The organism is Microcoleus vaginatus HSN003 (assembly GCF_022701255.1).
GTDB lineage: Bacteria > Cyanobacteriota > Cyanobacteriia > Cyanobacteriales > Microcoleaceae > Microcoleus > Microcoleus vaginatus_B.
Genome location: NZ_CP031705.1, coordinates 5,871,962 through 5,890,966 on the forward strand (window position 1 = coordinate 5,871,962; position 19,005 = coordinate 5,890,966).

A 19,005-nucleotide genomic window follows, 5' to 3' on the forward strand; every position below is an offset into this window, starting at 1 on the left:
GGAACGGGCTAGAAGCCCGTTCGTGAGAATGGTGCAAGATATCAGGTTAAATAAACATATAAACTTCCTTCATTCTTCCTCCTTCATCCTTCCTCCTTCATTCTTCCTCCTTCATTCTTCCTCCTGACATCCGTTACATCCGTTACAGAATCCGTTGCCGAACTTCCTTCTTCCTTCCTCCTTCTTCCTTCTTCCTTCTTCCTTCTTCCTTCTTCCTTCCCAATTTTTAGTTTTTTTCTAGCAACCAATAAGTCATCATATTCCCCTTACCTTTTACCGGAATTACGCCTCGCCTCTCAAACAAATACTTATCTTTCAAAAGCTCATAAGTAACATCAGTAACTTGAATTCTGCCTGCAAAACCCGTAGCTTCCATCCTCGCCGCCACATTCACCGTATCTCCCCACAAATCATACGTAAACTTGCTCACACCAATTACTCCCGCAACCACCGGCCCGGAATTGATGCCAACGCGAATTGCCAGTTTTTCCCCTGTCTCGGCGCACAACTTTGCTATTTTTGCCTGCATTCCCAGGGCCATTTGGGCGATCGCCTCGGCGTGATCCTGTCTCGGCGTAGGCAACCCCCCGACTACCATGTAAGCATCGCCAATAGTCTTAATTTTCTCCACCCCGTACTTTTCAGCTAACTGGTCGAAGTGGGAAAAAATTACGTTCAAGCGCTTTACCAACTCGGTGGGAGACATTCTAGCAGACAACTCAGTAAAGCCAACAATATCAGCAAATAAAACACTTACTTGAGCAAAACTGTCGGCGATCGTGCTTTGCTCTGCCTTCAAGCGTTCTGCGATTGGTTTGGGTAAAATATTTAACAGCAACTTCTCGCTTTGTTCTTGTTGAACTTTTAGCGCTTCTTGCGCTAATTTGCGCTCTGTAATGTCAGAAACAGTACCCTCATAGTAGATCAGCTCACCTTTTGAATCTCGAACAGCCCGGACATTTTCTGACACCCAAATCCGCCGCCCGTCTTTGCGACATACCATAGATTCAAATCCAGAAACGGCATTTTCAGCATCCATAGCAGCCACAAATTCGAGGCGGCGTTCCTGGTCAACGTACAGTTGCTGAGCAATATTTGTAATGTCGGACATCAGTTCTTCAGGGGATTCGTAACCGTACAATTTTGCCAAAGCTGGATTAGCGCTGACATAGCCTCCTGAAGGCGTGCTTTGAAAAATGCCTTCCAGCGCATTTTCTACAATGCTGTGATATTTTTCTTGAGCGATACGCAGCAATTCTTCTGCTTGTTTGCGCTGAATCAAAGAACCTAATTGAGTGCCGACTGCATTAAAAACGTCTATAAATCGCGCGTCTTTCCGACAAGACGAAATTTTAAAGAAAACTAGCACGGCCAATACTTCATCGTCTACCAAAATCGGCACGCCAAAACCCGCTTTGAATCCAAGTTCTAGTGCTATTTGACTTCGGAGAAAATGCGGGTATCCCCGGGAAATATCTTCTACCCATTCCGGTTGTTTGGATGCCCAAACTCGTCCCGGTAGCCCTATATTCATGGCAAATGTCAGTTGTTGGCTTTGGGTGCGGAACGATTCCATCCTCGGGTTGCTTGCATACCAGCCCCGGGCCGATCGCAGGACTGTTCCTTCTGCATCGGGAATCCAAGCTTCTCCTACATCCCATCCGATTGTTTCGCCAACGTGGTGCAGAATTACTTCTAAAGCTGAGTGAAAGTCTACAGCTTCGCCGATCGCCCGCGTAGTTTCCAGCAAAAACCGAATTGATTCTTCAGCCCGCTGACGTTCTGCGATTTCTTCCTGCAATCTAGAATTGCGATCGTGCAGTTCCCTAGCTTGCAGTTGCAGTTTGGATTGCAGCGAACGAAGGGAAAGTTGGTTTTGGACGCGGGCTAAAACTTCTTCTACTTGAAACGGTTTAGTAATATAATCTACTCCTCCTACTTGAAAAGCTTTAACTTTTTCCATAACGTCATCTAGCGCACTAATAAAAATTACCGGAATATCTTTAGTTTGTTGGCTTAACTTTAACTTCTCACAAACTTCATAGCCGTTCATTTGCGGCATATTAATATCTAATAAAATTAGATCGGGAGGAGATATTTGCGCCCCTTGCAAAGCCAAGTGTCCGTTAATAGCCTTCCTGACATGATACCCGTACGCTGTCAGCATAGTCGATAAAAGTCGCAAGTTGTCCGGCATATCGTCAACGATCAGAATGTCTTTAGGAGTCGCTGGTAATGGATGGTCGTTCATCATAATATAATTGAGTTAAATCGATAATGATATCTATCCGAAAATTATCGACTAAATCTGTTAAAGCGTTAGCGAGATTTGCCTCAGTTTCGGGAATTTCCTTGATGAGTTCGAGGATGCGGTGGTCATCTACACAAAGTGCTGCTCGGTGCAACTCGACCACCCAGCCTGTAGGCATTACACTCAAATCCTCGGTGGTCAAACTTTTAAGCAGCGTCGGTGTTGAAAAAGAACTAGATAGGTTTTCTTTCTCATAAATATAACGCAGGTTCAGGTGATACGCTATCTTTTCAAAAAGTACCTCTTCCCGAAACGGTTTACAAATCAAATCGTTACAACCAGCAGACAAAATTATTTGCCGCTGCTCGTCAAAAGCACTAGCAGTCAGGGCAATAATTATTGTTTCTCTACCTTCTAGAGTTTTCTTGATCTCTCTTGTCGCTTCATACCCATCCATCACGGGCATCAGCATATCCATTAATATCAGGTGCGGCTTCCAAGTTGAATGCAAAGCAATTGCTTCTTGACCGTTAGTTGCTTCGCAGACTTCAAATCCCAGCGGAACCAGGAGCTTAAGCAGCAGTTGGCGATTTTCCGCTACATCTTCAACTATTAATATCCGATAAGTTTCTTGTCCGGCTTCTAAAGCAATAACTTGTTTAACCGGCGATTTTTCTTGTTCATCACTTTCTGTTACCACGTTAACCGAGATATTAAAGCTGAAAGTTGTGCCTTGGTTGAGTTTACTTTCAACAGCAATATCACCTCCCATAATGCGGACAAACTGTTGGCTGATAGGCAATCCTAGACCCGTTCCCTGCATGGATTTTCGACCAGTTTCGGTTTGTACAAAGGGCTTGAATAATGTGGAAATTTCCGAGGGAGAAATGCCGAACCCAGTGTCGGCAATTTCAAAATACAATTGGTTTGTGTTTTCTTCGGTGGTGTCTTTTTCAGCTTGGCTGCTGACGCGCAAAGTAACGGTTCCGTGTTGAGTAAATTTAATCGCATTGCCGAGGAGGTTAATTAAAACTTGCCGCAATTTAGCTTCGTCTGTTTGAATGTACTGCGGCAAATCCTCGGCATTTTCAAAAATTAGGTGCAAACCTTTTGAGTTTGCTTTTAGTTGCAGCATTTCTTTGAGACTGTTGAGAAGGTTGTATAGATTGAAGCGGCTGGGATTGATAGTAATTTGACCGGCTTCTATTTTGGACATTGACAAAACATCATTGATGAGTTCGAGCAAATGTTCGCCGCTGCGATTGATAATTTCTATGTACTCTTTTTGTTCTTGCGTGATAGAAATGTTGCGAGCCATGACTTGCGAAAAACCGAGAATAGCGTTGAGAGGCGTGCGGAGTTCGTGGCTCATGGAAGCGAGAAATTGGCTTTTGGCGCGGTTGGCAACTTCGGCGTTTTCTTTGGATTTAATCAGTTCCATGGACTGCCTTTGAGTGCGGGTGAGCAATTCCGCTTGCTGTAATGCTACTCCTAGCTGAGTACCTACATCAACTACAACGTTGATTTCAGCTTCACTCCACTGGCGGGGAGCCGAATTTTGATAGGATGCTAGTAATCCCCAGAGCTTTTTACCGCAGAAAATTGGCACAATAATGTAGGATTTAGCTTGAAATTTTTCTAGCAATTGGATGTAACAAATATCGAATCCTTGCTTGTAAATATCTGGGACACAAAGGTAAGTTGTACCTCGGCTGTAGGGCCCGCCTTGGGTTTCTTGCAAATAGGTATCGCGTACTTCTTGTGAGGGGCTATCTAATTCTTTGACAACGCAACGGTCGCTGTCTAAAGCGTCTTCAGTAAAGTGAGAATCGATCTCCTGTGCTTGGATGAAAGAAACCCACTTGTGGTCACGGGATTCCGCTACAAATTCGCCGCTCCAGTCTGGATTGAAACGGTAAATGGCGACTCGATCGCACTTCATGGTTTGGCGCAATTCTCGGGTTGTGGCGTAAAAAATTTCTCGGATATCTAAAGTCTGGCGCATTCTTTCAATGACGCGGGCGATCGCTCTTTGTCGTAAAGCACTTTCTTGCAGTTCGGTTTCTGCTTGCTTGCGTTGGGTAATATCTACAGCCATTAAAGCAATGCCGATCGCTGTACCGTTATCGTCAATTAGCTGAGTATTGTACCACTCGCAGATGATAATTCTGCCGTCTTTGGTCAGATTTTCGGAAGTGCTACTGGATTTGGCGTTCAACTCCTGATTTAAAATATCAGATAATTGCGGGTGGTAGCTTTCAGGTACGATTAAATCGGAGGCGACTCGACCAATCGCTTCTTGCTCGCTGTAGCCAAAAATAGCAACGGCCGCGGGATTCCAAGTGATAATTTCTAAATTGAGGTTTAACTCGATAACTGCGAGCGGCGTTTGCTGCAATAAAAATGAGATTCTTTGCTGCGATGCTAGCAGTTTTTCTTCGGATAATTTGCGGTCTGTGATGTCATTAGCAGTGCCGAGAATTTGTTTGGGTTTACCATCCTTTGTTCTGAGAAATACTGTATCCCAACTGTGAATCCACCGCCATTCACCGTTTTTGTGCCTCATCCGGTATTGAAATTCAAGGATATGACCGTCTTTGGCTAGCTCCAATTTTTGGAGGTTTTCAAACAACTTTGGCAAATCGTCGGTGTTGACCAGCGTTGGGATCATTGCTGTACCCATATCTTGTATTTCTTGGGCGGTGTATCCGAGCATCGTCGAAATTTGTCGGTTGGTGTAAACATTCCGCTGTTCAATTAAATCGTAAACGTACAATAGGTTGGGATTGGAATCGGCGATCGCTTGAATGAAGTGCTGGCTTTCTCTGAGTGCGGATTCTGTTTGTTTGCGAACACTAATATCTCGCGCCACGATAATCACTGAATCTAGAGTAAGCGGAGAAACTTTAGCGTCGAGACAAACTTCGCGCTCTCCGAGTTGAAAGCTATATTCAACATTGATGCTTTGCTGCGTTTTTAGAACTTGTTTGATGGCATTTAATACCAAATCTGCCACAGGTTCCGGCAAGACTTCGTGAGCGGTTTTGTTAATCATTTCGCTTGGAGGCTTCACCAAATTCGTTGATGCTGTCGGAGCGATTTTGAGGCAGCGCCCTTCGGCATTTCTCACTAAAACTGTGTCAGTCATAGCGGCAAAAATAGCCCGCAATTCTGCTTCAGATTCTTGCAGAGCTTGCTCAGCGCAGATGCGGGTGCGAATTTCTGCTTGCAGCAGTTTATTTTGCCGATCGAGCTGCTCAAGCCGGTTTTTTTCTCGATCGATCAGTTGAGCTTGAGCGATCGCAATCCCTACTTGAGCCGCTACAGCTTCTAACAAGTCGATTTCATCGGATGTCCATTCCCGGTAGCGATCGCACTGGTGCAAACAGATAGCGCCGTTTGCTCTACCTTGGTAGGAAGTGCGAATTGCCAGCATCGATTTCAACCCAACCTTCTGGCAAATCGGTTGAACAGCTTGCAACAGAGGGTCTGAATAAACATTATTGGAGGCGATCGCCATATCTTGTATCATCATTTGTACGACGTGAGGATTGCCCCAAATTGGAATGGGTACGTTCCAAACAGATTCGCACTCGGGTTCGAGATACTCGGCCGCCAAAGGAAGATCGACTTGGGGGGTAGTAACGTAAGTATGAATCAAACAGCGATTGGCGCAGAATGCCAGACCGATTTGAGTTGCAGCTATTTGAAATATTTGTTCTGGCTGCAAGCTTGAGCGAATTTCTTGAGTTATTTTTGCAATTAGCAATTCTCGTTGAACTTGCCGTTCTAAAGCAGCTTTAGCTCCAGCCATTTCTATTTCTGCGTGCTTGCGCTCGCTGATATCAAAAAGTACGCCATACCAAACAATATCGCCATTATCGCGCATTTCTGGCTGAGAATTAGATTGCAGCCATTTGAGTTTACCCGACGGTGTAATAATCCGCCATTCAAAGGCAAAAGGTTCTAAAGTGTGGGCGCTACTAGCAAGTTTTTTGACCAGATATTCTTGGTCATCTGGATGATTTTGCTCGAAGCAAAAGTTTGGATTTATTAATATTTCCTCACTCTCTAATTCGTAAATCTTCCGACAAGCATAACTAATATATTCAAACTTGAAACTTCCATCGGGCTTCTTTATAAATTGATAAAGAACTCCCGGTATATTGACCGCCAATTTCTGCAACCGTGCTTTGCTTTCCCGGAGTGATTGTTCTGTCCGCTTGCGAAATTCTACCTCTTGTTGCAGTTGGGCATTCTGCTGTTTTAATTGTTTTGATAGCTGTTGTATAGTCAATTGACTTTCGATTCGCACTAAAACTTCTTCCACTTGAAAAGGCTTAGTAATGTAGTCAACACCGCCGACTTCAAAAGCTTTGACTTTGTGAAAAGTTTCCTCAAAAACGCTCAAGAAAATAACCGGAATTTCCCTAGTTTTTTCGTTAGCTTTCAGTCGGGCGCACACTTCATAGCCGTTCATTTTGGGCATGGCAATATCCAGCAAAATTAAGTCGGGGAGAACGGTAAAATTAGCATTGACCACCATTTCTCCCGAAATCGCCCGCTGAACTTTATACCCTTCTTTCGTCAGTATGTTTGATATAAACCGCAGGTTTTGGGGTTGATCGTCAATAATTAAAATGTGAATCTTTTCTTTATCTAATATCATTTTGGGTCTAAGTCTTGTGAATTTTTTACTGCTAGTAGAGTGATTATTTAATAAGTTTAGCGATTCTTTTGCGGTCATAATTTTTATTATTTTTTTTCGTTCTCATCAACCAAAATACTAATTTTAGATATTAGCCCATTAAATAACGCAGCTTCTATACTTTAAACTTATTAGTTAGTTGCTCGTTTTAAGTTAGCCACTCAAATTAACCTTATTTTAATTATATTTAATTTCCCCCACAACTCCCATTATTTGCTCTCCAAATTAAGTCCGCTGAAAAACAATCATCACTTAGGTACTCTCGACCAAAGCAACCGGGTTTTTTAACTTTGTTCAAGGGCTGCGACCAATTATTTTCGTAAAAGCCAGTTGATACAGGCCAGTTTTTTCCTGGACTTTAGGATTAAAAGTCTCAGGAGGATAACGCAAGTTGGTGGACATTCTGCTACCACATTCAAAGGGTTTTAGCAGAGATATACACCTAGACGTACCGCGAGGCGAAGAAACCGGGTTTTTTACTGTTGTCGCTGTAACGAAATATGGCTGTGAAAAAGCTCGGTTTCCACGCACCAACCCCTGAGTCTTAAGATATTTATAGATGACTAAGCTATCGCCCATTGAAATTGCCTATTCGAGGCGGGCGGGACACCTCACTCATTGTTTGATTGTTTTTTGACATACAATTTAAATGCCGCAACAGCTTAAGAGTATAGCTCGCTCATCCCGCACCCATAGCCTACGCTCTAAACTATTGTCTTGGTCTTTTCTATGCCAGCAATTCCTTAAGTTTAGCAATGTTTTCACTGCTCAAGTAAATTTTAATTTCTAGTTCTTGCTCAGATTCCCACAGCAGCAGCATATTATCTTCGCCCAAGGCGATTTCGGGATTGTTTAATTCAAGTGTTTGATATTTAACTTCGGGAATTCCTACGCTAATTACCAGTTCCGATTCCAACTGAGGATAGATGTACAACTGCTGTTGCAAGTTATCAAGTTCTAATTTGTTAACAGTGTTGTTACGTTGGACAGGAGAATCGGGTATGTACCAATAGAGAGTTTCCTCCCGAATTTCGGGATTGACTATCACAAATGTTTCGTCAAAACGCTGGGGATGCCAGTGAATTTCGCTCAGGCCGCCGATTTGCGGAATTAGTCGCTCTACCCAGCTAATTTCTTTGCCATTGAGGTTTCCCCACCACTCACTGATAGTATCGAGATTGTCAGCATTTTCGGGGTGGCTGCTGCCGGACTGCCAGACTGTTTTTAGGTGTTGCATATACAGGTTCTCCAGCGAACTTAAAGTTGAGATTGCAGGCTTTCAATTGGAGATTCATTCGTTATACAATAATTTTAATGGACTTACCAATTATTTACCACGAAGATTACGTTGCACCTCTGCCACCGGATCACCGCTTCCCGATGGCAAAGTTTCGGATGCTTTACCAGATGCTGCTCGCGGAGGGGGTAGCAGATCAATCGCAATTTCACGCTCCCGAACTTCCCCCTCAAGAATGGATTGAATTAGTCCACGACCACTCCTATGTTCAAGCTTACTGCAACGGGACGCTCGATAACAAAGCGACTCGGCGAATTGGTCTGCCTTGGAGTCGGGCTCTTGCTAATCGCACTTGCATTGCGGTTGCAGGAACTGTACTAACTGCAAAGCTCGCTTTAGACTACGGTTTGGCTTGCAATACTGCGGGCGGAACTCATCACGCCTTCCCTGCTTTTGGGTCGGGTTTTTGTATTTTTAATGATTTGGCGATCGCCTCTCGCGTCTTGCAAAAAAATGGTTTAGTTCGCAAAGTTTTAATTGTCGATTTAGATGTCCACCAAGGAGACGGAACGGCCGTAATATTCCAAGAGGATAGCAGCGTTTTTACTTTCTCAATGCACTGCGAAGTCAATTTTCCCGGCACTAAACAAAAGGGCGATTTAGATGTACCTTTGCCTGTGGGTATGGAGGACGACGAATATTTACAAACATTGGATAAATTCTTACCAGATTTGCTTTCAAATGTCAAGCCAGATTTAGTTTTGTACGATGCTGGAGTAGACCCTCATCACGGTGACAAACTGGGAAAATTAGCTTTAACTGATACGGGGTTATTTCGCCGGGAAATGCAAGTTTTGACGGCCTGTTTGGCTGGCGGCTATCCCGTTGCCTGCGTGATTGGCGGGGGCTATTCCGATGACGCTAAGGGGTTAGTTTACCGACATTCGCTGCTGCACCGAGCCGCCAGTCAAGCCTACAGGCAGTATCGACTTTGAGCCAGAGCGACGATACTTCCGAAATATGGCCGAAAAAACAGTCTCCCTCACCCAAACGAATAAAAATACTATTAGCGATCGCTCCACCTTGCCATATCGGTACAACTTGAGCTAAAAAGTTGTTAAACAAACAACGGTACTTATGTCGAAGGCCAGCGAGTCCAATCACCCATATCCACTGCTGGTTGTCATTGTTAACTACCGAACCTCTAGTTTGACAATTGACTGCTTGCGCTCTCTAGTTAGCGAAGTGCCATCGCTGCCCGGTATGCGGGTCGCAGTTGCTGACAATGCTTCAGGCGATCGCTCAGTCGAAGAAATTAGTAGTGCGATCGCCTCAGAAGGCTGGAGCGAATGGGCATCCTTCGTTCCCCTAGACCGTAACGGCGGATTTGCCTTCGGCAACAACGCCCTGATCCGTCCCGCCCTACAATCCACCAATCCCCCCCTTACTTCCTGCTGCTCAACCCCGACACCATAGTTCGCCCCGGCGCCTTAAAAGCCCTCGTCGATTTCATGGACACTCATCCCGAAGCCGGCATCGCCGGCAGCCGCTTGGAAGACCCCGACGGCACGCCCCAGGAGTCAGCTTTTCGGTTTCACAACCTCTTGACCGAACTCGATTTTGGTTGGCGCACAGGCTTTATATCCAAGTTATTAGCCAACTGGGCCGCAGCGCCTCCCATTTCCCAAGAAACCTGTCAAACTGATTGGGTAGCTGGAGCCAGCATGATCGTCCGTCGCGAAGTATTTGAAAAGATTGGCTTGATGGATGAAGCTTATTTCATGTACTGCGAAGAAATGGACTTTTGTCTGCAAGCGAACAAAGCTGGCTGGAGTTGCTGGTACGTACCCGAAAGTCGCGTTGTCCACTTAGTCGGCCAAAGCTCAGGCGTCACTGACACCAAAAAGCCCGCCAAGAGGCTGCCCACCTATTGGTTTGATTCCCGGCGTAGGTACTTTATCAAAAACTACGGCTTGGTTTACACAGCATTAACTGATGTATCCTGGGCTTCGGGTTTTGCAGCCTGGAGGGTGCGCCGCGTACTTCAAGGCAAACCCGATGGCGATCCACCACAATTGCTGAGGGATTTTGTATTAAATAGTGTATTTTTTAAGGGGGGTAAGATTGAAAAATCCAAAAACTTTTAAAGGGAGTTGGTAAATCGGTCAAAGCCAACTAAACCAGGTTAACCTAGGCAAGCAAAATATTTTATGATGCAGCCGAGAAAGTAGTATTCTCGAGCGATAAAACCGGATTGCTCCTTCCTCAAAAACCTGATAGACCCATTCATATCCTCGGCATCTAGCAATAGAGTAAACAAAAAATAGTGTCAATTAGAGCTTATGGTAACTGAGCAAAACTTAATCACCAGTGAAAATCAAGTAGAAACCCCCGGCATGGGACTGTGGCAGCAAATTAAAGAAGACTGGATTGCTCATGGTCGGGATTGGACAAAACCTGGATTTCGCGCTGTAGCAGTGCAGCGTTTTGGGGTCTGGAGAATGCAAATAGAACCGAAATTACTTCGAGCGCCTTTGAGCATTATTTATCGATCGCTCTACCGAAAAGTCCGCAATAGTTACGGGATAGACTTGCCTTACACCGTTAAACTCGGGCGGCGCGTGGTGATTGAACATCAAAACGCTATTATTATTCATGGATATTGTAAAATCGGCGACGACTGCATTATCCGCCAAGGTGTAACGATGGGAAACCGCTATTTGGACAAACCGCTAGAATCCCCTCAATTGGGCGATCGGGTTAACGTCGGCGCTGGTGCAAAAATCCTCGGAAAAGTAAACTTGGGAGACGACGTAAATATCGGTGCCAATGCTGTAGTTTTATCAGATATTCCCGCAGGCAAAACAGCAGTAGGTATCCCCGCCAAGATTCTTCAATCTACCAAAAACCAGGAAAATGCTTAGATCAACATTGCAAAAAATTATCCGCCATCTTGCCATGCGTTACGGCAAGTTCCCTGGTCTTTACGTCCAATTCTGTAACCCTGGTTCCAAAGAATACACAGAATTTCTCCGCCGCCACGGCAACTTGTACGCGATCGGCGAAAATTGCAGCATCTGGCCCAATACCGTCTTTGGAGATCCCGCCTACATCCGCATCGGCAACAACGTTCACTTCTCATCTTGTACCTTGCTCGGCCACGATGGCTCGATCGCCATGCTTGACCGGGCTTACAACGTTAAACTAGAGGCCGTAGGCAAGATAGATATCCGCGACAACGTATTTATCGGCTTCAATGCGATCATCCTTCGCAACGTCACCATCGGCCCAAATGCGATCGTCGCCGCCGGTGCCGTCGTCACCAAAGATGTCGCCGAGGGCGATATAGTGGCCGGCGTCCCCGCCAGACCGATCGGCCGCGTCGAAGACTTAGTGAAAAAATTGCAAGCCGAAACTGAAAGCCTGCCCTGGGCCGATTTGATTAAGAGCCGCGAGGGCAGCTTCGACCCCGAAATTGAACCCGAGCTCGTAAAGTTACGAGTGTCGCACTTCTACGGCAACACATCAACTCCAACTGCAGCGCAATTCTCACAATCTCACTCGTCAAGTTAGAGATTCCTCTTAAGATAAACCGCACAAATAGGCACAATTGTCTACATCATTAAAACACTGCACAAACAATGGTTGAGTCAATCACTAAGTCAATCATTTCTGCTACAGAAGCAGACTGGAGCCGCGAAAAATCTAGCAAGTGGTGGCAACCCAGTCGCCAACTGCTCAAATCTATCCGCAACTATCAACATTGGCAGAAGCAGGGTGGAATGGCAGGATCTATTTTATGCCGTTGGAACGTGATCCAGCATCGATTTTGGAGCGTTGTAACTGCAACAGACATCCCTTTAAACTGCCAAATAGAAGGAGGACTGGTGTTGCCTCATCCTAATGGCATTGTCATTCATCCCAGTGCTTCCATTGGCCCTAACTGTCTGATTCTTCAACAGGTGACAATTGTGGGTGATGTCAAAATCGGCGGTCACGTCGATATCGGTGCAGGAGCTAAAATTATTCGCTCCGTAACGATCGGCGATCATGCTTTGATTGGTGCTAATGCTGTAGTGATTTGTGACGTACCACCAGGTGCAACCGCCGTGGGAATTCCCGCAAAAATCATCGAAAAAAAAAACCAGGAAGTCTGAACAATATTTTCTAGAAGTAGCAGAAAAATTAGGAAATTAGCGGGAATTTTATTATAATATAAAATAAACTCGTCAGTAGTCGAATTCAAGAAAGAAAATTTGAAACAAATAGGATTAGTAGCGATCGGACGAAATGAAGGGCAGCGCCTCCGCCAGTGCCTAGTCTCGGCCACAGACAAAGTTGCCCGCGTCGTCTAGGTCGATTCCGGCTCAACAGACGGCAGCCTAGAGTTAGCCCGATCGCTCGGAGCCGATACAGTAGAACTCGACTTATCTATACCGTTTACCGCAGCACGCGCCAGAAACGAAGGCTTTGCCCGCTTGCTGGAACTAGCACCCGACATAGAATTGGTCCAATTTGTGGACGGTGATTGCGAATTAGTTGAGGGATGGCTCCAGAGAGTCGCACAATAACTGGCAGCCCAACCAGAATTAGCAGCAGTCGGCTGCCGCACGAGACATTCCCCGCAGCCACAGCTTGCAGGATCAATTTTGATCGATAAACACTACTCAAACTAAAACAATAATTCAATGGATACACTCAAAAAGCCAGCGCACATTGCTATTTATCTGCATTGCCTGTTCAATGGGGGTATAGAGCGGGTAATGTTGAACTTAACCCGCAATTTTGTAGCTCGCGGTGTCAAGGTAGATTTGGTAATTAACTTTCCCGGAAATCTTTTCCTGTGGGACTTTCCCCCGTCGGTTCGGATTATCAACCTTGAAGCTGAAAAGATATTAACAAGAGTTCCTAAATTAGTGCGTTACCTGCGACAGGAACAACCCACAGCTTTAATGTCAGCAAATCATTTTGCTAACGAAGTAGCACTATTGAGTAAGCATTTTGCTGGCTTACCGACACGGGTGGTGGTATCAGAACACACGCATCTTTCCCAGGAAGTGGGAAATTCCTCTCCCTTAACGTTGAAGCATTGGTCGCCTCTGACAGCGCGACTTTTCTACCCCTGGGCCGACGGCATAGTAGCAGTTTCTCAAGGAGTAGCTGAAGACGTAGCGGCTATAACTGGCTTAGCTGCCGAGCGAATCCAGGTAATTAACAACCCAATAGAGATTGATGAAATCATAGAAAAAGGTAAAGAACCTCTAGACCACCCGTGGTTTAATTCTCCAAAATTGCCTGTAATTCTGGGAGTGGGGAGATTAGAAAAGCAAAAAAATTTTTCTAACTTAATTAATGCTTTTGCTAAAGTACGACAGGTGCGCTCGGCTCGGCTCATGATTTTAGGCGAGGGGTCAGAGCGGGAGCGACTGGAATATCTAATCCGCGAATTGGGCTTGGAAAATGACGTGGCAATGCCCGGTTTTGTAAGAAATCCTTTTGCATACATGGCACGATCTACAGTATTTGTCTTGTCTTCATCTTGGGAAGGCCGGCCGGTGGTACTGGGAGAAGTAATGGCTTTGGGAACCCCAATTGTTTCTACAAATTGCAAAAGCGGCCCGTATGAAATTTTAGACGGAGGCAAGTACGGCGAGCTAGTTCCAGTAGGCGATACTGAAGCGCTGGCACAAGGTATTTTAAAAGTATTGTCCGGTCAAACAAAGCCTGCCGATCCAGCTTGGCTTGCCCAATTCAACCTGGAGGGTACTGCTCAAAAATATCTGGATATTCTGGGCATCAGTGATTGCGGATTCCGCTCAGCAGTTCCGGTAAAGTAACTACAATACTTCTAGGGGCGGGTTTCACCACAAATTTACAATTCAGACTAGCAATCTACATCAAACCGCCCCCAAAGAAATCGACAGAATTTGATTAGGGGCAATTCCACTGGTGGCAGAGAGACAAAAATGTATGGCTGGCTCACCGATCGAGACAGTAAATTGCGAATAAATAGGGCTTGCTGAATAATCGAGCGCAAACCAATAACAGGAGCGATCGATATATTCAAGCTCGATTTAAGATAAGCTTTTCCTGAGTTAATCCACTCCAATTATAATGGGAGATTATCATCAATCCCAAAACAGGTGTTCTTTTTCCAAATAGACATAAAAACACACAAAAAACCCGGCGCCACCAGGTAGTAAGGTTCATTACCAAAAAAGTAATTGCAATAACTGTACCAGATGTATTATCAAGTTTTGCCATCACTCGATTGAGACCGAATCTTCGTTTCCCTTGCCCAAACTTTCCCTCTATCGCATTTCTAATTCTTTCATCATATGCGGCTTGCTTCTTTTTTGATTTACTGACGTTGGCTGGCGGTCTTCCTAGGGGCGGTCCACTGATTCTAATGCCTCTTTCTTTGCACCAAGCTCGGTTTTCTCTTGTTCGATAAATGCGATCTGCATGAACTGACTCTGGATAATACCCTGTGAATCTATAATAAGCTTCTACTTGTGCTTTTAAGTCCCCTGATTCGTTAAAATTATCCCAGCTCATCCGGTCTAAAAATACATATCCTTCAAAACAACTGGCGGATAGTTTAGCTCCAAACTCTACGCTTTTCCCGGCCTTTCCTCTGACAATAGGACGAATATGGGGTTGACTTAAACTTACTATTCTATCCTCCATACTGTGTTTATTATTGTCAAATAACCATTGTTGTTGGCGAGAGACTTCTGTGAGGACTAGCCTGGTTTTATATTGCTTTTTATTCAGACCTTCTATGGTCGCACCTGCATCAATTAGCTGTTCAATATGAGCTAGGTTTCTTTTGATGTATTGAAGTTGTTTTTTAATTGCCTGTCTTCTTTTGTTACGGGTGGGTCGTCTTTTTTTCGCTACTGCCAAGTAGTCTTTTCTTGCTAGATTACGGTAGGTTCTTGGTTTTTTATGGGTTTTTTCTTTGATGTGTTTATACAGGATGTCTATAATTTTTTCTGTATGAACTCTGGCTCCATTTAATAGTCCTAAATCGGTCGGATAACTAATGTCTGCTGGGGCACAGGTTGCATCTATGATTAGTTTACCGCGATTGAGTGACTCATTTCTGCCGTCCGAATCCTTTTTTTTTTTTCGGGTTTGGTTGGGGCGAGGGAGCGCATTTTTTCGACCATGCGTTCGTTGACTTTATTAATTAGGTTGGGACTGATTCGTTGCCGAAAGTGTACTAATAGAGATGGGTCAAATGGTAGTTCATTACTGTAGATGGATTGACCGATAAAGTATTGTAGATAGGGGTTTTCACGGATCTGTTCGACTGTTTCCCGATCGCTAATTCCGAGTTTTTCTTTGATGATTAATGCCCCCAACGCCATCCGAAAGGATTTGGCTGGTGCACCCATTTCTGTGGGGAAGTTTTTAGCATATTCTGCTTCAAATTCTGACCACGGGATTACTTGGGTCATTTTTACCCAACGGTTATCTGGTGACAAGCTGCCACATAAGGGCAGTTCAAACTCGGATGGGGGTTTTGGGGCCAGCTCAACTTTTCGGTACACGATCGCAGGTGGTGATGCACGGGTTTTGACCTATTTTACCTATTTATCTTGCACTTTACTCTCGAGCGCGCGATCGAAACCTTTCGCCACGCAATATGCTATCGATTATTCAGCAAGCCCTAAATAACTTAAATTTAGCATTTGTGACCGAGCCGCACTCAGAAGTATGGGTGTGGTTTAATGCACAATAAGCTATAGCAATCCTAAATGATTCACAAAATTTTACCAATTACAATGGTTGTTGAGTATAATAATACTTGTCTACTGGATAGTAGTGAAAAAACAATATGTCTGAGCAGCAATCTTTAAAAGAGTTAAGGGATTTTATCGATAGCAACCCCGACCCGAGAGAACTGAAACGAGCTTTAGCAGTAATGATGTGGATTGAGGGCGTACCTTGTTCTGAGATTAAAAAAATATTAAATGTATCAGCAACATTTATCAGTCAATGTAAAATAAAATTTATCAAAGATGGAGTTAAAGAATTAAAACTGAAATATCAGGGGTCAAAAGCATATCTAAGTCGAGAACAACGCCGGGAAATTATCAATTACTTAGATGCTCAAGAGTATTTGAGCTTACAGGAGGTTCGGGAATACATAGAAGACAAGTATGATGTTCGCTTCAAATCAAGTCAAAGCTATTATACATTGCTTGATGAAGCCAAGATTAGCGGGAAGAAAACTCAAAAGAAGAATCCCAAAAAAAACGATAAATTGGTAGAAACCAAGAAGATAGAAATAGAGAGAATATTAGAAGAAAACCGAGAAGAGATAGAAGCGGGAATACTTGTGGTGTATATGATTGATGAATGTCATCTGCTTTGGGGCGATGTCTGTGGATATGTTTGGGGAAAGACTAATAAAAGAGTAGAAGTGCCCATGACAAATCAGAGAGAAAGACAAACATATTTTGGTGCTTTAAATTATCAAACAAAACAATTTTTTGTGCGAGAATATGGAGCCGGAAATTCCGCAAATACAGTTTTGTTTGTAAAATACCTTCAAAGTCTAAATACAGGAGCGAGAATTTTAATATTTTGGGATGGGGCAAGTTATCATAAATACGCCGAAATGCGAGAATATCTTGGCCTGGTTAATCAGGATTTAGAAAAATCTGAATGGTTGATAAGATGTGAATTATTTGCACCTAATGCACTCCTTGCAAAACCCTGTAGAAGATATTTGGCTCCAAGGTAAAAATTTTCTGAGAGAACATTGGTATCTCTGTAAATCTTTCCCACTTATTAAAAAACTATTTATGCTTGTAACTCATTGTCAAATTTTTGAGTTCTCCAAATTAAATATGTATGGCTTTTTTGCTAAAAAGCCTAAATTAATACCAACTTAATCACGATTAGTGAAGCCGGATTTCTTTGCAACTGATTTAGGATTGCTATACCAGTAGTTGAACACCGAAGACAGGAACTCGTTGGGATTTATTTTACAAAGATATTGTGAAGTTAGCTTGAGAGTTACTAAAATATTAAAATAACAGCTCGCGAGTCGAATTTAAGAGGTAAGAGTTGAAACAAGTTGGGTTAGTGGCGATCGCCGCCGATGCGGTCGTCACCAAAGATGTCGCCGAGCGCGCTCTGTTGGCGGCGTCCCCGCCTGGCATCAGGCGCGGGTCTTCGACGAGACTGAAAAAATTGCCAGCCCAAACTCAAACTCTACCCGGGGCCGATTTAATTAACAGTTGCGACGGCAGCCTCGACCCCGAAATAAAACCCCAGCTAGTACAGTTGCGAGTGTAGCATTTCTACCGCAACACATCAATTCCAACTGCGGTGCGAGGGGCTTTGACCCAACCAAATTTTAACAAATAGGGCTAAGATTTTGCGTTTAAAATTCAACAAAAGCCTCAGGCTTTGAGTCGTAGGAGCCTCCACAACCTCAAATTTTTTCCCTCACTTTTCAAGCTGGTTTCAATCTTTCGAGTACCAACTCAGCGCGCCGCCGTGCAACTTTTCCCACGTAAATTCCTGTGCCCGCTCGCGGGCAGAGTCACTCATCCCAAGCCGCAACTCGGCACAACCAGCTAGCTGTTGCAAGCCCGTCACTAGGGCTTCTTCATCATAGGGCGAAACAATTATGCCATCTTTGCCATCTCGAACAACGCCGCCCGCTCCCATAGGGGACGTTAGAACTGGCAAACCGTTAGCCATCGCTTCATAAGTAACCAGCGGACTACCTTCTTCGAGACTGGGAAACGCAAAAAAGTCAGCTTCGCGATAAGCAAAGGCAATATAGCGTTTCTCAGAAAGATGAGGTACAATAACAGCAGTGAGTAAACCAATTCCCAAGATCGGATAATGTAACTTGATTGAACGCAAACTCTATCGCTTTTGCTAATTCTCGATAATTAGTCGTCTTGATAGAACGGAGAATGTTTTTGAGTTTTGACCATAAATGTTCAATTGGTGAGAAGTCGGGCGAATAGGGCGACAAGTATATTAATTTTGCCCCTTTCTTTTTGATGGCTTTTTCTATTTCTTCTCCGGTAGGAATAGTACAATTATCCATCACTACACAAACCGCTTTCCAGAGTTTTGGTACTAGCTTTCGGATAATAAAAGCCTCAAATGTAATTGTATCAGTTGTACCTGTTAAATTGATGGATGTTAGGATTTCGTTGACCGATATAGCTCCAATTATTGAGACATTTCTGCCCCGTTTATTCGGTTTTGGCCCCTGGGCTCTTGAACCTTTTAGCCTCCCTTGCATATAACCTAACCATTGCCAAGTTTACTCCACATTCATCAATGAATATTAAGTCTTTCAAACAAATTTGTCGAATTTTTTGCCAGAACTAATATCGCAGTTTCTGAACTCTTTCACTGCCTTTGTCTGACGGGAAAAGAGTTTTTTTTTAAGGTCATGTTTAAGAGTTTTGCCATTCTTCCCATCGTTGCTACGCTGATGGTAAAACCAATTTTTTGGTAGAGTAAATAACGGAGTTCTTCGAGAGTCGCATCATTATTTTCTTCAATCAATTTCGCGCTTAATCAGCAGTTGCTCTGCATTCAGTTTTAATTTGACTCCGCATCGCTCAGTTCGAGGAGCAATATTTTGGGTCTCACGATACTGTTTAATTATTTTTTGGACAAAACTTAGGGCTACACAAAAACGGTTGGCTATTGCTCTTTGTGACAGCGGTTCATTATGGTACACGTCCATAATTTTTTGTCTAAAATCAATCGAATAAGTTTTCATTTTTACTAATGTGTGATACTTGCTAAAATTATTGA

The 19,005-nt window shown here is 43.9% G+C and carries 16 protein-coding genes and 1 pseudogene; 9 read left to right on the forward strand and 8 right to left on the reverse strand.

The window, feature by feature from the left end; genetic code table 11:
- Window positions 1–83 precede the first annotated feature (83 nt).
- The 4 genes from D0A37_RS25270 to D0A37_RS25285 form a co-directional block, all read right to left on the reverse strand.
- On the reverse strand, window positions 84–248 hold the full coding sequence (locus D0A37_RS25270; protein ID WP_242718620.1) for a hypothetical protein: 165 nt from the start codon (window positions 246–248) through the stop codon (window positions 84–86).
- Complete coding sequence (locus D0A37_RS25275) at window positions 227–2,254, reverse strand: adenylate/guanylate cyclase domain-containing protein (RefSeq protein WP_242718622.1); 2,028 nt, start codon at window positions 2,252–2,254, stop codon at window positions 227–229. Before D0A37_RS25275 ends, D0A37_RS25270 begins: the two co-directional genes overlap by 22 nt.
- Complete coding sequence (locus D0A37_RS25280; protein ID WP_242718624.1) at window positions 2,220–6,920, reverse strand: response regulator; 4,701 nt, start codon at window positions 6,918–6,920, stop codon at window positions 2,220–2,222. The genes D0A37_RS25275 and D0A37_RS25280 overlap by 35 nt, the downstream gene beginning before the upstream one ends.
- Window positions 6,921–7,686: 766 nt before the next feature.
- Window positions 7,687–8,196, reverse strand: a complete 510-nt coding sequence (locus D0A37_RS25285) for a hypothetical protein (protein ID WP_242718626.1) — start codon at window positions 8,194–8,196, stop codon at window positions 7,687–7,689.
- A gap of 77 nt (window positions 8,197–8,273) precedes the next feature.
- On the opposite strand from D0A37_RS25285, the gene D0A37_RS25290 reads away from it, so the two are divergent.
- From D0A37_RS25290 to D0A37_RS25310, 6 genes are all read left to right on the forward strand, one after another.
- Window positions 8,274–9,191: a histone deacetylase family protein gene (locus D0A37_RS25290; RefSeq protein ID WP_242718628.1), complete on the forward strand. Its 918-nt coding sequence runs from the start codon at window positions 8,274–8,276 to the stop codon at window positions 9,189–9,191.
- Window positions 9,192–9,333: 142 nt separating this feature from the next.
- Complete coding sequence (locus D0A37_RS29585) at window positions 9,334–9,672, forward strand: glycosyltransferase family 2 protein (RefSeq protein ID WP_445242445.1); 339 nt, start codon at window positions 9,334–9,336, stop codon at window positions 9,670–9,672.
- On the forward strand, window positions 9,669–10,343 hold the full coding sequence (locus D0A37_RS25295; protein ID WP_445242561.1) for a glycosyltransferase family 2 protein: 675 nt from the start codon (window positions 9,669–9,671) through the stop codon (window positions 10,341–10,343). The genes D0A37_RS29585 and D0A37_RS25295 overlap by 4 nt, the downstream gene beginning before the upstream one ends.
- A 195-nt stretch (window positions 10,344–10,538) precedes the next feature.
- Window positions 10,539–11,120 (forward strand): serine O-acetyltransferase, encoded by a 582-nt coding sequence (locus D0A37_RS25300; RefSeq protein WP_242718630.1) that lies wholly within the window; start codon window positions 10,539–10,541, stop codon window positions 11,118–11,120.
- A complete protein-coding gene (locus D0A37_RS25305; protein ID WP_278187113.1) occupies window positions 11,113–11,769 on the forward strand; it encodes an acyltransferase in 657 nt (218 codons plus the stop codon). The genes D0A37_RS25300 and D0A37_RS25305 overlap by 8 nt, the downstream gene beginning before the upstream one ends.
- Window positions 11,770–11,837: 68 nt before the next feature.
- Window positions 11,838–12,353 (forward strand): serine O-acetyltransferase, encoded by a 516-nt coding sequence (locus tag D0A37_RS25310; RefSeq protein ID WP_242718632.1) that lies wholly within the window; start codon window positions 11,838–11,840, stop codon window positions 12,351–12,353.
- Between the two features lie 194 nt (window positions 12,354–12,547).
- On the opposite strand, the gene D0A37_RS29590 is transcribed toward D0A37_RS25310, so the two are convergent.
- On the reverse strand, window positions 12,548–12,697 hold the full coding sequence (locus D0A37_RS29590; RefSeq protein ID WP_445242446.1) for a hypothetical protein: 150 nt from the start codon (window positions 12,695–12,697) through the stop codon (window positions 12,548–12,550).
- 187 nt (window positions 12,698–12,884) lie between these two features.
- On the opposite strand from D0A37_RS29590, the gene D0A37_RS25320 reads away from it, so the two are divergent.
- Window positions 12,885–14,033, forward strand: a complete 1,149-nt coding sequence (locus D0A37_RS25320) for a glycosyltransferase (RefSeq protein ID WP_242718634.1) — start codon at window positions 12,885–12,887, stop codon at window positions 14,031–14,033.
- Between the two features lie 226 nt (window positions 14,034–14,259).
- Here the strand turns inward: D0A37_RS25320 and D0A37_RS25325 are convergent.
- Window positions 14,260–15,755 (reverse strand): IS5 family transposase gene (locus D0A37_RS25325; RefSeq protein WP_445242447.1). Its coding sequence is split into 2 segments (ribosomal slippage): window positions 14,260–15,350 and window positions 15,350–15,755, totalling 1,497 coding nucleotides; the frame shifts between segments, so codons are not numbered across the junction.
- A 287-nt stretch (window positions 15,756–16,042) separates the two neighbouring features.
- Here D0A37_RS25325 and D0A37_RS25330 point away from each other — a divergent pair.
- Window positions 16,043–17,105 (forward strand): IS630 family transposase gene (locus D0A37_RS25330; RefSeq protein WP_242718638.1). Its coding sequence is split into 2 segments (ribosomal slippage): window positions 16,043–16,912 and window positions 16,914–17,105, totalling 1,062 coding nucleotides; the frame shifts between segments, so codons are not numbered across the junction.
- Between the two features lie 175 nt (window positions 17,106–17,280).
- Window positions 17,281–17,511 (forward strand): hypothetical protein, encoded by a 231-nt coding sequence (locus D0A37_RS25335; protein WP_242718640.1) that lies wholly within the window; start codon window positions 17,281–17,283, stop codon window positions 17,509–17,511.
- A 171-nt stretch (window positions 17,512–17,682) separates the two neighbouring features.
- On the opposite strand, the gene D0A37_RS25340 is transcribed toward D0A37_RS25335, so the two are convergent.
- Window positions 17,683–18,060, reverse strand: coding sequence for a glycosyltransferase (locus D0A37_RS25340; protein ID WP_242718642.1), 378 nt, complete (start codon window positions 18,058–18,060; stop codon window positions 17,683–17,685).
- A pseudogene (locus D0A37_RS25345) lies at window positions 18,014–18,970 on the reverse strand (IS630 family transposase). Before D0A37_RS25345 ends, D0A37_RS25340 begins: the two are co-directional and overlap by 47 nt.
- Window positions 18,971–19,005: the final 35 nt, after the last annotated feature.

What these genes read in the sequence shown, in the direction of transcription:
- D0A37_RS25305 (WP_278187113.1), top strand. Translation starts at nt 11,113, where the DNA reads ATGCTTAGATCAACATTGCAAAAAATTATCCGCCATCTTGCCATGCGT.
- D0A37_RS25310 (WP_242718632.1), top strand. Translation starts at nt 11,838, where the DNA reads ATGGTTGAGTCAATCACTAAGTCAATCATTTCTGCTACAGAAGCAGAC.
- D0A37_RS25280 (WP_242718624.1), bottom strand. Translation starts at nt 6,920, where the DNA reads ATGATATTAGATAAAGAAAAGATTCACATTTTAATTATTGACGATCAA.
- D0A37_RS25275 (WP_242718622.1), bottom strand. Translation starts at nt 2,254, where the DNA reads ATGATGAACGACCATCCATTACCAGCGACTCCTAAAGACATTCTGATC.
- D0A37_RS25285 (WP_242718626.1), bottom strand. Translation starts at nt 8,196, where the DNA reads ATGCAACACCTAAAAACAGTCTGGCAGTCCGGCAGCAGCCACCCCGAA.
- D0A37_RS29585 (WP_445242445.1), top strand. Translation starts at nt 9,334, where the DNA reads ATGTCGAAGGCCAGCGAGTCCAATCACCCATATCCACTGCTGGTTGTC.
- D0A37_RS25320 (WP_242718634.1), top strand. Translation starts at nt 12,885, where the DNA reads ATGGATACACTCAAAAAGCCAGCGCACATTGCTATTTATCTGCATTGC.
- D0A37_RS25290 (WP_242718628.1), top strand. Translation starts at nt 8,274, where the DNA reads ATGGACTTACCAATTATTTACCACGAAGATTACGTTGCACCTCTGCCA.
- D0A37_RS25300 (WP_242718630.1), top strand. Translation starts at nt 10,539, where the DNA reads ATGGTAACTGAGCAAAACTTAATCACCAGTGAAAATCAAGTAGAAACC.
- D0A37_RS29590 (WP_445242446.1), bottom strand. Translation starts at nt 12,697, where the DNA reads ATGTCGGGTGCTAGTTCCAGCAAGCGGGCAAAGCCTTCGTTTCTGGCG.